Origin of the sequence: Gillisia sp. JM1, from assembly GCF_000424645.1 — a bacterium.
In the GTDB taxonomy this organism is placed as follows: Bacteria; Bacteroidota; Bacteroidia; order Flavobacteriales; family Flavobacteriaceae; genus Gillisia.
Genome location: NZ_AUKH01000007.1, coordinates 223,253 through 237,413, shown reverse-complemented (window position 1 = coordinate 237,413; position 14,161 = coordinate 223,253). Strand labels below are relative to the sequence as shown.

Annotated in this window: 16 protein-coding genes; 15 read left to right on the top strand and 1 reads right to left on the bottom strand. The window is 35.6% G+C overall.

Going from position 1 to position 14,161, the window contains the following annotated elements:
* Nucleotide 1: 1 nt before the first annotated feature.
* The 14 genes from H033_RS0101065 (at nucleotide 2) to H033_RS0101000 (ending at nucleotide 11,663) form a co-directional block, all read left to right on the top strand.
* The gene (locus tag H033_RS0101065) at nucleotides 2-355 is read left to right on the top strand and encodes a Na+/H+ antiporter subunit C (protein WP_026836670.1); all 354 of its coding nucleotides are present in this window, start codon (nucleotides 2-4) and stop codon (nucleotides 353-355) included.
* Nucleotides 352-1,884 carry a proton-conducting transporter membrane subunit gene (locus tag H033_RS0101060; protein WP_026836669.1) on the top strand — a complete coding sequence of 511 codons (1,533 nt, stop codon included), beginning with the start codon at nucleotides 352-354 and terminating at the stop codon, nucleotides 1,882-1,884. Before H033_RS0101065 ends, H033_RS0101060 begins: the two co-directional genes overlap by 4 nt.
* Entirely contained in the window at nucleotides 1,874-2,350 is a 477-nt protein-coding gene (locus H033_RS0101055; protein WP_034885986.1) for a Na+/H+ antiporter subunit E, read from the top strand. Before H033_RS0101060 ends, H033_RS0101055 begins: the two co-directional genes overlap by 11 nt.
* Nucleotides 2,347-2,619, top strand: coding sequence for a cation:proton antiporter (locus H033_RS0101050; RefSeq protein ID WP_026836667.1), 273 nt, complete (start codon nucleotides 2,347-2,349; stop codon nucleotides 2,617-2,619). The genes H033_RS0101055 and H033_RS0101050 overlap by 4 nt, the downstream gene beginning before the upstream one ends.
* Nucleotides 2,616-3,035 (top strand): monovalent cation/H(+) antiporter subunit G, encoded by a 420-nt coding sequence (gene mnhG / locus H033_RS0101045; protein WP_026836666.1) that lies wholly within the window; start codon nucleotides 2,616-2,618, stop codon nucleotides 3,033-3,035. Before H033_RS0101050 ends, mnhG begins: the two co-directional genes overlap by 4 nt.
* Nucleotides 3,036-3,315: 280 nt before the next feature.
* Nucleotides 3,316-4,479 (top strand): aminotransferase class I/II-fold pyridoxal phosphate-dependent enzyme, encoded by a 1,164-nt coding sequence (locus H033_RS0101040; protein ID WP_026836665.1) that lies wholly within the window; start codon nucleotides 3,316-3,318, stop codon nucleotides 4,477-4,479.
* Nucleotides 4,476-4,892 (top strand): putative signal transducing protein, encoded by a 417-nt coding sequence (locus H033_RS0101035; RefSeq protein WP_026836664.1) that lies wholly within the window; start codon nucleotides 4,476-4,478, stop codon nucleotides 4,890-4,892. Before H033_RS0101040 ends, H033_RS0101035 begins: the two co-directional genes overlap by 4 nt.
* Complete coding sequence (bioD, locus tag H033_RS0101030) at nucleotides 4,885-5,508, top strand: dethiobiotin synthase (RefSeq protein WP_026836663.1); 624 nt, start codon at nucleotides 4,885-4,887, stop codon at nucleotides 5,506-5,508. Before H033_RS0101035 ends, bioD begins: the two co-directional genes overlap by 8 nt.
* Before the next feature lie 28 nt (nucleotides 5,509-5,536).
* Entirely contained in the window at nucleotides 5,537-6,802 is a 1,266-nt protein-coding gene (gene bioA, locus H033_RS0101025; protein ID WP_026836662.1) for an adenosylmethionine--8-amino-7-oxononanoate transaminase, read from the top strand.
* A gap of 59 nt (nucleotides 6,803-6,861) precedes the next feature.
* Nucleotides 6,862-7,455 (top strand): SET domain-containing protein, encoded by a 594-nt coding sequence (locus H033_RS0101020; protein ID WP_026836661.1) that lies wholly within the window; start codon nucleotides 6,862-6,864, stop codon nucleotides 7,453-7,455.
* Nucleotides 7,456-7,540: 85 nt separating this feature from the next.
* Nucleotides 7,541-8,695, top strand: coding sequence for a beta-ketoacyl synthase N-terminal-like domain-containing protein (locus H033_RS0101015; protein ID WP_026836660.1), 1,155 nt, complete (start codon nucleotides 7,541-7,543; stop codon nucleotides 8,693-8,695).
* A gap of 98 nt (nucleotides 8,696-8,793) precedes the next feature.
* A complete protein-coding gene (gene bioB, locus H033_RS0101010) occupies nucleotides 8,794-9,885 on the top strand; it encodes a biotin synthase BioB (protein WP_026836659.1) in 1,092 nt (363 codons plus the stop codon).
* A gap of 22 nt (nucleotides 9,886-9,907) precedes the next feature.
* Complete coding sequence (locus H033_RS0101005; RefSeq protein WP_026836658.1) at nucleotides 9,908-10,774, top strand: cupin-like domain-containing protein; 867 nt, start codon at nucleotides 9,908-9,910, stop codon at nucleotides 10,772-10,774.
* The gene (locus H033_RS0101000) at nucleotides 10,761-11,663 is read left to right on the top strand and encodes a cupin-like domain-containing protein (protein ID WP_231367523.1); all 903 of its coding nucleotides are present in this window, start codon (nucleotides 10,761-10,763) and stop codon (nucleotides 11,661-11,663) included. The genes H033_RS0101005 and H033_RS0101000 overlap by 14 nt, the downstream gene beginning before the upstream one ends.
* Here H033_RS0101000 and H033_RS0100995 read toward each other — a convergent pair.
* Nucleotides 11,653-12,225, bottom strand: coding sequence for a regulatory protein RecX (locus tag H033_RS0100995; RefSeq protein WP_316928609.1), 573 nt, complete (start codon nucleotides 12,223-12,225; stop codon nucleotides 11,653-11,655). The genes H033_RS0101000 and H033_RS0100995 overlap by 11 nt on opposite strands.
* Before the next feature lie 45 nt (nucleotides 12,226-12,270).
* On the opposite strand from H033_RS0100995, the gene H033_RS0100990 reads away from it, so the two are divergent.
* A complete protein-coding gene (locus H033_RS0100990) occupies nucleotides 12,271-14,145 on the top strand; it encodes a T9SS type B sorting domain-containing protein (protein ID WP_034885985.1) in 1,875 nt (624 codons plus the stop codon).
* Nucleotides 14,146-14,161: the final 16 nt, after the last annotated feature.

The window sequence follows — 14,161 nt, the reverse complement described above, 5'->3', positions numbered from 1 at the left end:
CATGGAAGTAATTTTAGCAATATTAATTGGAGTATTATACGCAGCGGGGATCTACATGATCTTACGTAGAAGTCTTGTTAAGCTGATACTCGGAATAATTATTTTGGGAAATGGTGCAAATTTGCTCATATTTCTACTTGGAAGAGTTGTAAAAGGAAGTCCTCCAATTATTCCTGCAGATTCAGATGTATTTCAATCTGTATATGCAGATCCCGTTCCACAAGCTCTTATCTTAACTGCAATTGTAATTAGTTTTGGATTGCAGTCCTTTGCAATAATTCTGGTTAAAAGAGCTTATAAAGTGGTGAAAACAGACGATTTAGATGAAATGAATACAATAGATAAAGATTCATGACACAACAGTTAGTATTATACCCACTATTGCTTCAAATGTTTTTAAGCATCGTTTTGATGTTTTGCTGGAGAAAAATTTCTTGGCAACGTGTAATCAGCATTGTTGGGAGCGTCATTAATGTTGGGGTTTCTATTTGGTTATTCAGTTATATCTGGGAAAATGGAACACAAATCGTTCTGGCAGGGAATTGGAAACCACCATTTGGGATTATATTTGTAGCAGATACACTTTCGGCTACATTGGTGTTGCTAACCGCGATCTCGGGGCTGGCAGTGTCCAGTTTTTCTTCGGCTTCGGTAGTTGCTGCTCGATTGAAATTTGGATATTTCCCTATCTTTCACTTTCTGCTCCTAGGATTAAATGGAGCGTTCTTAACCGGAGATATATTCAACTTATATGTTTGGTTTGAGATTATAATAATTTCCTCTTTTGTTCTTATTACCCTTGGTGGCGAAAAAGCACAATTGGAAGGTTCAGTAAAATATTTTACACTTAATATTTTAGCTTCCATGATCTTTCTTACTGCAATTGCAGTATTATATGGTCTTACAGGATCACTAAATATGGCAGATCTCGCCTTAAAAGTTGCAGCCATAGAAAATAGAGGATTAGTATCTATCACCGCGATATTATTTCTGGTTGCCTTTGGGATTAAAGCAGCTGTGTTTCCCCTTTACTTTTGGCTACCAGATTCCTATCATACCCCACCATCTGCCGTTGCAGCAATATTTGGAGGTTTGTTAACTAAGGTTGGAGTATATGCCTTAATTAGAGTATTTACCTTAATATTTGTAGGAGATCAATTTATAGAAAACATTATTCTCATTATGGCCGTACTCACGCTGTTTAGTGGAGGTCTTGGGGCTTTGGTTCAGAATAATTTAAGGAAAGTTTTTTCCTATCTTATCATTTGTCATATTGGATATATGATTGCAGGTTTAGGCTTATTTACTGAAGTGGCCATTGCGGGAACCATATTTTATCTAATCCATGACATCATTGTAAAGACAAATCTTTTTATGGTAAGTGGATTGATATTTAGAATGCGAGGCACTAACAGTATCAGAAATTTAGGAGGATTGTATGCAGATTATCCTAAGTTGAGTTTATTGATTGCAATCCCATTATTCTCATTAGTAGGGATTCCTCCGTTATCTGGTTTCTGGCCAAAAATTTCTTTGATCATTGCTGGATTCCAAGCCGAAAGATGGTGGGTTGTAGTAGCGATCATCTTTGCGAGTTTAATTACACTTATTGTAATTGCAAAGGTTTGGGCAAGTGTTGTTTGGAAAGAAAAGAAAGAATTACCGGTACGTTTGAATTTTAGATATTTTGATAAATTAAAAACGATAAGAAAGGCTCAAATGATTGCGCCTATGATATTTTTATCATTGGTATCTTTGTATATTGGATTTGGAGCAGAGCATATCCAGCAAGTATCTTCTAGAGTTGCTGGCGAGCTGATGGATAATCAACAATATATTGAAGCGGTATTGGGAAAAGAACAAATAATAGATCATGAAGAATAGATTTTTATCCAACATAATATTAATGGGTATTTGGGTAGCTCTTACGGGAGAATTCACCTTTGCCAATTATCTATTTGGGTTTGCTTTTAGTTTCTTCACGTTGAGGATGATTACCACAGGCTCTGGAAATGCGAAATATTTCAAGATTCTGCCAAAAGTGATTGCTTTTATATTCTTCTTTTTATACGAACTTATTAAGGCTAATTTACAAGTGGCTTATGAGGTAATGACGCCTCACTATAACATGAGTCCGGGGATTGTGAAAATTCCGCTTTCAGCAAAAACAAATGTGGAGATCACACTTCTTGCAAATATGATAACCCTTACTCCTGGGACTTTGAGTTTGGATGTTTCAGATGATCGTAAAGTATTATATGTACATACTATGTATATAACTTCAAGAGAGAAATTTATAGATAGTATCAAGAACGGATTTGAAAAACGTATACTAGAGATATTGAGATGACATTACATGAATTTATATTTTACATCGTAATTCCTATTCTATCAATTTCGATGTTGCTTATTCTCTGGAGGTTTTTAAAGGGGCCAAGTATTGTAGATAGGATCATTGCCTTAGATCTTATTATTACAATAGGAATTGGGTTTATTGCTGGGTATAGTATATTAACAAATAGGCCATCTTTTTTAGATGTCGCAATGATATTAGCGCTTATAGCATTTTTGGGTACAGTTGCCTTTTCGTATTATATTCAAAAAAGAAATAAAAAATGACAGATATTTTTGTTGCAATATTTTCATTATCCGGAGCTATCTTCATTCTTTTTGCCTGCATTGGTCTATTAAGAATGCCAGATGCTTATTTAAGAATTTCGGTTACTACAAAAGCGGCTACTTTGGGTATTGGATTATTGCTTTTAGCAGCTGCAATCCATTTTCAGGATTTTTCTATTACTACAAGAATTTTTGCAATTATTCTTTTTATTCTCCTTACTGCTCCCATAAGTGCACATTTAATTGGGAGGGCGAGTTATTTTTCTGGGGTAAAATTATGGAAACACTCTATTATGAATGATTTGGAAGGGAAATATGATAAAGTCACTCAGGAGTTAAAAAGTGAAGATGTAGAAGAATTAAAGGAGAGTAAAAAAAAGGAAAAGGAATTGATCAAAAAAAAACCTCTTAAATAGATCTGTTTTCTGTTCATATAAAGCTTTATTTTTCTTCTGAAGTAATTTTCGCTCTAAGATCTCGAAAGAATAGGTATCATAATAATTACTATCAATATCTAAAGTAGCCTTTGCCTGCGCAAAATTGTTGCAGCTGTAGGAATGCTTTTACACTTCGTTTTTGCTGAAGAAACAGTACATGCAACAACTAATAATCCTGACAATCTTATTAAACCAATATGCATACTAAATTCTAGTAATTCCATATTTTTTAGATTTATGAATGTTGTAATTTAGCGCGATGCATAAATTCCCATTAAAATTAGAGAAAAGCCTTGAAAACAGAAAGCAACAAAATGCTTTTAGGGAATTGGGTAATTCCAATAATTTGATAGATTTTGCGTCTAATGATTATTTGGGATTTGCAGGAAATGCTGAATTATTTTCTAAGACTCAGAGAATTCTGGAGGAATATAATATCCTTCAAAATGGAGCCACAGGCTCGAGATTACTCTCTGGAAATCATAAATTATATCCTGTTGCCGAAAAGCAGATCGCAGATTTTCATAAAGCCGATGCTGCTTTGATATTTAATTCTGGTTATGATGCTAATATTGGGTTTTTCTCAGCCATTCCTCAAAAAGGAGACCTCATTTTTTACGATGAATTGGCACATGCCTCTATTCGGGATGGGATTAGGATGAGCAATGCAAAAGCTTATAAATTCAATCATAATGATCTTGAAGATCTAAAAAAAAGACTGAATCTAATTACCTCGGAAACAAATTCTGAAATTTACATAGTCACCGAATCAGTGTTTTCTATGGATGGGGATAGTCCAGATCTAAAAGCTTTTGCGAATTTTGCGGAAGAAAGGGATTATCATTTGGTAGTAGATGAAGCTCATGCAGTAGGAGTTTCTGGCGAAAAAGGAAAAGGACTAATTCAGGATTTAGGATTGGAGAAAATGGTGTTTGCCAGAATTGTAACTTTTGGAAAAGCACTTGGAGTACATGGCGCAGTAATTTTAGGTAGTGAGTTACTTGTGCAGTATTTAGTGAACTTCTCTAGAAGCTTTATTTACACCACGGCACTTTCCCCACATTCCATAGCTGCTATCATTACTGCATATGAAAGTTTAGAGAAATATGATTCTAGTGAATTTAATTCAGAATTAAAACTCCTTCAAGAGAATATCCTGTTTTTTAATTATGAACTAGACCGACATGATCTTCAGGAGTATTTTATTGAAAGCACCTCTGCGATACATTGTTGTATAGTTTCTGGTAATGATGAGGTTAAAAATATTGCAAATCAAATTCAAAATAAAGGTTTCAACGTAAAAGCTATTTTAAGTCCAACAGTCCCGCAGGGTAAGGAAAGACTTAGGTTTTGTTTGCATAGTTACAATTCAAAAGAAGAGATAAAGGATCTTCTTGAACTATTGGCTACTTTTATAAAATGAAAGAAACCTTTTCCAAAATAGCGGTATTTCAATACTCTTCGGAAGCGCAAATAATCAAATCCAGATTAGAGGCAGAAGGAATCGAAGTTTTTTTATACGACCAGTTTACGGTAGATACAGATCCATTGGTGAGTAATGCGATTGGAGGAGTAAAACTAAAGGTTTGGCAGGAAGATGAAGCTAAAGCGCTAGAGATCTTAAACACCATAAGTGAATATTCTTTAGATGATAATGGGCATGAAATTGAATGTCCAGTTTGTGGTAGCCAGAAAGTGGAACTTTTCACCAATGTTAGAGGACTTAAATCTATGTTCTTTTTTCTGTTCTCCTTTTTAACCACAGCCTTACCAATTTATACACGCTACGAATACAGGTGTGAAACCTGTAAACAAAAATTTAATTTAGATGAATAACACTTATTTTATAACCGGTATAGGAACAGATGTTGGTAAAACTATTGCATCGGCCATTATTACTGAATCTTTAAAAGCAGACTACTGGAAGCCAATTCAGGCTGGAGATCTAGAAAATAGTGATTCAATAAAGGTGGAAAAACTCATTTCTAATGAGGAAAGTTTTTTCTATCCTGAAGGGGTAAAATTAAAATCAGCGATGAGTCCGCATGCAGCGGCAGAAATAGATGGGGTTAAGCTAATTGCCAAAAAGATAAAACGTCCCTTAACATCTAAAGATTTTGTTATTGAAGGCGCTGGCGGTTTATTAGTTCCAATAAATTCAAAAGAAACCATTGTAGATCTTATTTTGCCCACAGATAAGATTATTCTTGTTTCAAGGCATTATTTAGGAAGTATCAATCATACCCTTCTTAGCATTCAAGTTTTAAAAAGTAAAGGGTTAAGCATTGCTGGAATTATTTTTAATGGAGATGAAAATAAAAGCACAGAAAAAGTGATCTTGGAAATGACAGGTGTTAAGTTTATTGGAAGAATAGAAAATGAACCTTATTTTGATCGAAATGTAATTAAGGAATATGCTGCTATTTTTCACGAAAACCTGAAGACTCTTTAAAAACATATTTATCCCTAAGTATTAAGAAATGAAATTATCTGAAAGAGACAAAAAGCACCTTTGGCATCCTTTAACTCAGCATAAAACCTCCCCAGACACCCTTGCAATTGTGAAGGCAAAGGGAGTGAAACTTTGGGATGAGAGCGGGAAGGAGTATATAGACGGGATTTCCAGTTGGTATACCGCTATGTACGGGCATTGTAATCCTAACATTACAAGTAAAGTTGCTGAACAAATGCTGAAACTAGATCAAGTTGTATTTAGCGGATTTACACATGAACCAGCAATCCAACTTTCTGAAGAGCTAATCAAGATCTTACCTGCAAACCAAGAAAAGTTATTTTTTAGCGATAATGGCTCTACTTCTACTGAAATTGGGATCAAAATGGCCTTGCAATATCATTTCAATTTAGGGAACGAGAGAAAAGTAATGTTGGCTTTTGAAGAAGGCTTTCATGGAGACACATTTGGCGCCATGTCAGTTTCTGGGCTTTCAGTTTATAACGGCGCTTTCGAAGATCATTTTTTGGAGGTGGTTCGTATTCCTACTCCCAATGGTGAAAATAACCCTGAAGTTCTTCAAAATTTAGAGAATTTGATAAAAGAGAATGCAATTGCAGGATTTATATATGAGCCTCTTGTGCAAGGTGCCGCTGGTATGAAAATGCATGATGCAGATGGATTGAATGCGATCTTAAAAACTTGCAGAGAAAATGGGATTATAATCGTTGCAGATGAGGTAATGACCGGTTTTGGGAAAACCGGAAAGAATTTCGCTTCAGAATATATGGAAGAGCAACCAGATATCATTTGCATGTCTAAAGCGCTTACTGCGGGATTGCTCCCAATGGCTATTACTTCATGTTCCATGAAAATTTTTAATGCCTTTTATGACAATGATATTGCAAAAGGTTTGTTCCATGGCCATACTTATACAGCAAATCCATTGGCATGTACTGCTGCCTTGGCAGGAATAGAATTATTGAATTCAGAAGAAATTCAGCAAAACATACAGAAAGTGATCCATTCACATTCTGGTTTTTTAGAAGAGATTAAAGATCATCCAAAAGTTACAAATCCTAGGCAATTAGGGGTTATTCTCGCTTTTGAACTTAATGTGGAAATGGAGCGATATGGCAACTTAAGAAATAAGCTCTTTCAGCATTTTATGGGTAATGGAGTGTTTTTGAGACCGCTTGGCAATACCATATATATCTTAGCGCCATATGTGATCTCGCAAGAAGAATTACAAAAAGTGTACGATTCCATCCTTTCGGCATTGGAAATATTTTAACTAATTTTGAAATTTACAAGCGATAATAATAGTTAAATTCGGTTAGTTATAATTGCTATATGATACATCCAGATACAGAAGTTCGATTTATTAGTGAAGAGATTGGTTACGGAATTGTAGCCACTAAATTTATTCCTGAAGGCACTATCACGTGGGTTCAGGATGAATTAGATCAAGTTTATACTCCTGAACAAGTAGCTGAAATGTTACCGTTTACCCAAGAGATGATAGATAAATTCACTTTTAGAAATAATAAAGGAAACTATGTGCTGTGCTGGGATACAGCAAAATATGTAAACCATAGTTTTAATTCCAATTGCCTTTCTACGGCTTACGATTTCGAAATTGCTATTCGGGATATTCAACCCGGAGAAGAATTAACCGACGATTACGGGTATTTAAATGTTACCGAAGCATTTAAAGCTAAAGATGAAGGTGCTTCCAGAACTACCGTATATCCAGATGATCTCTTGAATTTTCATAAAGAATGGGACGCTAAATTGGCACACACTTTTAAAAGGCTGAATCAAATTCCACAGCCTTTAGAAACTTTGTTACCGCAAACAATCCAAACAAGTGTAAAGCAAATACTAAAGGGAGAAAAAAAGTTAGATTCTATATTGAAGCTTTATTTTTCTGAAAAAGTAAAGTAATATCTGCTTAATTTTCCGTCAATTTTAAGAGAATAAACATATATAAATCTTTTCAAGGCCTTATTTTTGCTGAAAATTATACCAATTGAAAAATCCTGTTTATATTAATTCCATCGCTTCCATATCTCCGCTAGGAACCACAAGAGAAGAAATTTGGAATAACTATAAAACCAATCAGCATTTTATTGAACAGCATGATTTTTCTGGCAGTGAAGCATTCGCAGCGAGCTTAACCTCAAAGCAAAAAGCAGAGGTAGAGAGTTTAAGGAATTCTGAATCCAGATTTAAAGGTCTGGATAACTCAGTCTCATATTCCATTTTTTCAGCTAGAGCAGCATTTAAAGAAGCTGGATGGGAAAAAGCTGATTCTATCGGGATAAATATTGGAAGCTCTCGAGGTGCAACTCAGCTTTTTGAAAAACATCACAAAGAATTTATAGAAAAAGGAAAAGTTGGAGTCCTGGCTTCCCCAAGTACAACATTAGGGAATATTTCCTCATGGGTGGCTCAAGACCTTAGAACTACTGGCCCGGACATTTCACACAGCGTAACCTGTTCTACCGGCTTACATGCTGTTTTAAATGGCGTGGTTTGGCTTCAGTCTGGTTTTGCTGATAAGTTTGTAGTTGGCGGCAGTGAGGCTGCTTTAACCCCTTTTACGATCGCACAGATGAAAGCGATGAAGATCTATGCTAACAAAGATCTAAAATATCCTTGCCAAGCTTTAAACATGGAAAAAGAGCATAATTCTATGGTGCTGGGAGAAGCGGCCGGAGTAGCATGTATTTCCAAAAACCCTAAAAATAGTATCGCCAAGATCACAGGAGTTGGGTATGCGACAGAAGAATTGAAACATTCGGTTTCTATTTCAGCAAATGGAACATGTTTTCAGAAATCTATGAAAATGGCAATTGGTGATTTAGCAATGAGCGAAATTGATGCTGTGGTTATGCATGCGCCAGGAACTATTAAAGGAGATGAAGCAGAAATAAATGCGATAAAAGCAATTTTTGGGAACGAACTTCCGGCATTAACTTCTAATAAATGGAAGATAGGTCATACTTTTGGAGCCTCTGGGATCTTGAGTATGGAGTTGGCTATTTTAATGCTTCAGCATGATGAATTTATATCGGTTCCATTTTCAGCAATAAGTAAAGCCCCGAAAAAGCTAGACAATATACTCGTTAATGCTGTTGGTTTTGGTGGGAATGCTGTTTCCATTTTAATAAGTAAAAATTAATATATTCTGGCTTCTAGCTAGTTTCAACGGAAAAACTTTTACAAGTAAATATCCAAGAAAGCTTAGTTTTAGCTATTTTTGAATTCAAATACAATTTCATGACAATCAAACACGACTGGACCAAGGAAGAAATTCTTGAAATATATAACAAACCTTTTATGGATCTTCTTTACGAAGCAGCATCTATACATAGAGAAAATCACGATCCAAATGTAGTTCAGGTTTCTACATTACTTTCTATAAAAACAGGAGGATGTCCAGAAGATTGTGGGTATTGCCCGCAGGCTGCAAGATATCACACAGATATTGAAGGGAACGATCTTATGAGTGTGAACCAAGTGAAAGCGCAAGCTTTGAGAGCGAAAGCTTCAGGTAGTTCCAGGGTTTGTATGGGAGCAGCATGGAGAAATGTAAAGGATGGGGAAGAATTTGATTCGGTTTTGGAAATGGTAAGAACCATTAATAAACTGGATATGGAGGTATGTTGTACTTTGGGTATGATCACAGAAAATCAAGCACAGCGTTTGGCTGAAGCTGGTTTGTATGCTTATAATCACAATTTAGATTCTTCAGAAGAATATTATAAAGAAGTTATTTCTACCAGAGGCTATCAAGATAGATTGGATACCATTGGAAATGTTAGAAAAACCAATGTTACTGTTTGTAGTGGTGGGATTATTGGAATGGGAGAGTCTAACGACGATCGTGCAGGAATGTTAGTTGCTTTGGCAACTTTGAGTCCGCAGCCCGAATCTGTGCCAATAAATGCTTTGGTTCCTGTAGAAGGAACTCCGCTAGAAGAACAGGCGCCAGTATCTATTTGGGATATGGTAAGAATGGTTGCTACCACCAGAATTGTAATGCCAGAGACTCAAGTAAGACTTTCAGCAGGAAGAACTGAAATGAGTAGAGAAGGGCAGGCAATGTGTTTCTTTGCGGGTGCTAACTCTATTTTTGCAGGAGATAAATTGCTAACTACTCCAAACCCAGATGTGGGAGAAGACATGGAAATGTTCAAAGCTTTAGGGCTTCATCCACAAAAACCTTTTGTGAAGAAATCTAAACCTGAAAGTGTGGAAGCAACCGAATCTAAGTTTCTGAATTTAGGTGAAAAACCTAAATGGTCTAGACCTAGTCATAAAATTGAAAGAAACCTAGAGGCTCAAAAAAAGTCTAAAACCAGTTTATAATATAATTGAATTCCCTTAGGATGTGCAGCTTAACTTAAAACCCTTACCACGCGTTAATGCGATAGATAAAGAAACTTTTTTAAAGGAGTATTTAAAGCCGCAGCAACCTGTGGTAATGGAAAATTTAAGTGAAGACTGGCCTGCAAAAGAAAAATGGGATTTAGAGTATTTCCATAAACATGCGGGAGATGTTATTGTTCCCCTATATGATGGGCAGCCCGCTAAAGGCAAACAAAAAAGCCATAAACCGGCGAGGAGGATTAAAATGTCTGAATATATAGATATTTTAAAATCGGGACCTACAGATCTTCGAATGTTCTTCTTTAATTTACTTCAGAATTGTCCAGATTTATTAAAAGATTTTAAGTATCCGGAAATTGGCGTGAAGTTCTTCAAAAAACTTCCCGTATTATTTGTTGGAGGTGAGGGTGCAAAGGTTTTGATGCATTACGATATGGATCTTGCGAATAATTTTCATTTCAATTTCGCTGGAACCAAGAAGTTTATTCTTTATCCGCCTTCAGAAACAAAATATCTTTATAAGGTTCCTTATTCTATTGTAAGCATGGAGTCGATAGATATGGATAATCCAGATTTTACAAAGTATCCCGCCTTGGCAAAGGCGCATGGATTTGAAGTGATCTTAGAACATGGAGACACTTTATTTATTCCAAGTAAGTGGTGGCATTTTGTAAAATATGAAACCCCTTGCTTATCTTTAACCCTTCGTTCGTTACCAACAAAACCAACGAAAATTTTAGAGGTTTTAAATAATGTAATTTTTATTAGAAATTACGACAACCTTATGCGGAAATTTAAAGGCCAGAAATGGATAGATTATAAAAACCGACTTGCCGTAAATAGTACGCATAAAAATGCAGGAATTTGATGATGAAAGGATGAAAGAAAGATTGCAATTAGCTGAAATCCCTAGGATAAAGAATATTTCTAAGGCCGATTTTATAAAGCATTATGTAAAGCCACAGAAACCTGTGGTGATCGAACATTTAGTTGAAGATTGGCCAGCATACAAAAAATGGAGTTTAGAGTATATTGCTGAGATTGCTGGAGATAAAATAGTGCCTTTGTATGATGATAGGCCAATCAGCTCTGAGTTCAAATTTAATGAGCCACATTTAAAGATGAAGATGAGCGAGTATATCGCGTTGTTAAAATCTAAACCTACCAATTACAGGATCTTTTTGTATCATTTAATGAAAGAGGTTCCTGTGCTTCAGAATGATTTTAAATTCCCGGATATGGGACTTCGATTTTTAACACAACTACCAACCTTGTTTTTTGGAGGGGAGAACTCGAAGGTGTTCATGCATTATGATATAGATTTTGCAAATATTCTCCATTTCCATTTTCATGGAAAAAAGCAGTGTATCCTTTATCCGCCTTCACAAAGTAAATATCTCTATAAAGTACCGCATGCCTTGATTTCCAGAGAAGATATAGATTTCACAAATCCCGATTTCCAAAAGTTTCCAGCTTTAAAGGAAGCTCAGGGATATATTACTAATCTTAATCATGGAGAAGCTTTGTATATGCCTGAAGGCTATTGGCACCAGATGACATATCTAACTCCTGGGTTTTCAATGAGCCTAAGAGCAACTTCTAGAAACATCACCAATTTTTCAAAAGCAGTATACAACCTTGCATTTATGCGCTATTTTGATAATTATATGCGCAAATTAAGAGGTCAGAAGTGGATTGATTATAAGAACGAACAGGCCATTATCAAGACTCACAAAAAGAACAATATTAAAACTTAAATTCTTCCAGAACTTCTATAATTATGGGAAATTCGTAGCCTTTTTGGTGTAAAAAAGAGATCAATTTTTGTTTCTTTTTATAGGAATTTGCTTCTTTAATAAGTGGAAGTTTCTTTTCTGCCAGATCATTTAAAGTTGAATAATATTCTGAAGGATCTATCTCTGTAAATCCCAGTTTTATAAGTGGCGTGGAGATCTCCCGCTTTTTTAATTCTTGTTTTATCTTGATTCTCCCCCATTTTTTGATGCGGAATTTTCCTCGAACAAAACTACGGGCAAAACGTTCTTCATTTAAAAAATTTTCTCGCATTAGCTGAATGGTGATCTGCTCACAAGCTTCAGGGATCATCCTCATTTCGCGCAATTTTTCTTGAACTTCCTTTTGAGATCTATCTCTATATGCACAAAATTGCATCAGTTTTATAGTAGCTTCTTTTATGGTATAAGATTTCTCTGAGGCATTGGCTTTCATAGATCGTAAAGGTATATATTCCTCTAAAAAAAGATAGGTTTTAATCCTATAAGTTGATTTCGAAAAAGTGAGACCTTCAAGATCATTCACGCTATTATTTATTACTAAAGCTCTTTAATTGCCTTATATTTGAAAATGATTAGGTTGTTTTTTCTTGCTTTCTTCTTTGTTGTTAAGCCTTCTTTTGCACAGTTAGGATTTTGTGAGGGCAGTAAGGGCGACCCGATTTTTCAGGAGGACTTTGGAAGTGGAACCGGTTATGGTCCCGCATTGGCAACGGGAATCACCAGTTATAATTTTATAACTCAAGACCCGCAAGATGGAGAATATACGGTGTCTGATATTGTTGGTCGTCAAATTACTTCCTGGCATTCTCATTTCCCTAACACAACACTTTCAGGAGGAAGAGCTTTAATCGTTAATGCAGGCTTTACTTCAGGACAATTTTATAAGACTAATATTTCAGGTCTTTGTGAAAATACTACCTACGAGTTTTCGGCTTATCTTATGAATATTTATAATTCTACAAGTGGTGCTTGTCCTAATGGCGATATTCCGGTTAATGTAAAGTTCCAAATTTGGGATGAAACCGATACTCAACTTTTGAAAGAAGGAAGTACCGCTGCTATCACTGCTTCCTCCGCTCCTGAATGGGAACAATTTGCATTAACTTTTAAAAGCGAAGCCGGACAGAACAAGGTTATTTTAAAGATTTTCAATAATGGAGATGGTGGCTGCGGAAATGATCTTGCCATAGACGATATTATTTTTAGATCCTGTGGAGATCTTACAAGTATCGATACAAATGGCGCTACAAATACGGGATTAGTGATTTGTGAAGAAGATGCACCTATCACCAAAACTTTAGTGGCAACTCCAGATAATACGGTGTACCAAACTCATGCCTACCAATGGCAGCAAAGCGCAAATGGGGAAGATTGGGTGAATATTGCCGGTGCTGCGCAAAGTGAATTTACTATTGGTATGCTTTCTAGCTCTAATTATTATAGGATCAAGGTGGCAGAAGATGTTGTGAATTTGAACAACAATCTTTGTAGTTCTTTCTCTGAAGCTTTTTTTATTGAAATCTTAAAAAAACCAGATACACCAATTAGTGAAGGTGATAAATTTATTTGTGATGGAGATATAATTCCAACTATAGCAGTTACGAGCACAGAAAATGTAAGAATAAATTGGTACAGTGCAGCAGTTGATGGGGTATTATTAAAGGAAGATTCTTTTAGTTATCAGCCAGAGGAAGCCGGTGTTTTCTATGCGGAAGCAGAAAATGCAGATTATGATTGTGATGCAAGTGCAAGAACACCAATTAGAGTGGTAATAAATGATGTGCCGGTTCTGGAAGATGAAGAGCTTCAACTTTGTCCGGAAGCATCATTATTATTAGATGCAAAGCTTGCAGGATATACATACATTTGGACTACAGGAGAAAACACCCAATCTATAAACATTTCTCAATCTGGTACTTATTCTGTTGAGGTTGTTACAGATCAAGCTTGTTCCTCAACTAAAACTTTTACAGTTGTTCCTGTAGATAATCCTGAAATAGGAAGCCTTGAATCTGATGAAAATACTGTAATAATTACTCCGGTCAATACTGGAATTTTTGAATATTCGTTGGATGGTATCAACTTTCAGAGTTCAAATGTATTTTTAAATGTTCCCAGTGGAGTATATACCGCCTATATGCGTGATCTAAGCGCTTGTAAAACTGTTTTGCTACAATTCCCTCATATTGTTGTCTCCAAGATGATCTCTCCAAATGGAGATGGGTATAACGATTCCTTTACATTGAAAGGTCTGGAGTTTTTTCCTTCTTCAGAAATAACGATTTTTGATAGATATGGCAAGTTATTGATATCTGGGAATGGAGTTAACTTTTCCTGGAATGGATCTTTTAATGGTACAAATTTGCCCGCTTCAGATTATTGGTATCATATTAAAATTGAAGGCTATGCTACTCTAAAAGGTAATTTTTCATTAATGAGATAATTGATTCAGAAAATCT

Coding starts and splice junctions, on each gene's coding strand:
- H033_RS0101065 (WP_026836670.1), top strand. CDS start 2: ATGGAAGTAATTTTAGCAATATTAATTGGAGTATTATACGCAGCGGGG.
- H033_RS0101060 (WP_026836669.1), top strand. CDS start 352: ATGACACAACAGTTAGTATTATACCCACTATTGCTTCAAATGTTTTTA.
- H033_RS0101055 (WP_034885986.1), top strand. CDS start 1,874: ATGAAGAATAGATTTTTATCCAACATAATATTAATGGGTATTTGGGTA.
- H033_RS0101050 (WP_026836667.1), top strand. CDS start 2,347: ATGACATTACATGAATTTATATTTTACATCGTAATTCCTATTCTATCA.
- mnhG (WP_026836666.1), top strand. CDS start 2,616: ATGACAGATATTTTTGTTGCAATATTTTCATTATCCGGAGCTATCTTC.
- H033_RS0101040 (WP_026836665.1), top strand. CDS start 3,316: ATGCATAAATTCCCATTAAAATTAGAGAAAAGCCTTGAAAACAGAAAG.
- H033_RS0101035 (WP_026836664.1), top strand. CDS start 4,476: ATGAAAGAAACCTTTTCCAAAATAGCGGTATTTCAATACTCTTCGGAA.
- bioD (WP_026836663.1), top strand. CDS start 4,885: ATGAATAACACTTATTTTATAACCGGTATAGGAACAGATGTTGGTAAA.
- bioA (WP_026836662.1), top strand. CDS start 5,537: ATGAAATTATCTGAAAGAGACAAAAAGCACCTTTGGCATCCTTTAACT.
- H033_RS0101020 (WP_026836661.1), top strand. CDS start 6,862: ATGATACATCCAGATACAGAAGTTCGATTTATTAGTGAAGAGATTGGT.
- bioB (WP_026836659.1), top strand. CDS start 8,794: ATGACAATCAAACACGACTGGACCAAGGAAGAAATTCTTGAAATATAT.
- H033_RS0101000 (WP_231367523.1), top strand. CDS start 10,761: ATGCAGGAATTTGATGATGAAAGGATGAAAGAAAGATTGCAATTAGCT.
- H033_RS0100990 (WP_034885985.1), top strand. CDS start 12,271: ATGATTAGGTTGTTTTTTCTTGCTTTCTTCTTTGTTGTTAAGCCTTCT.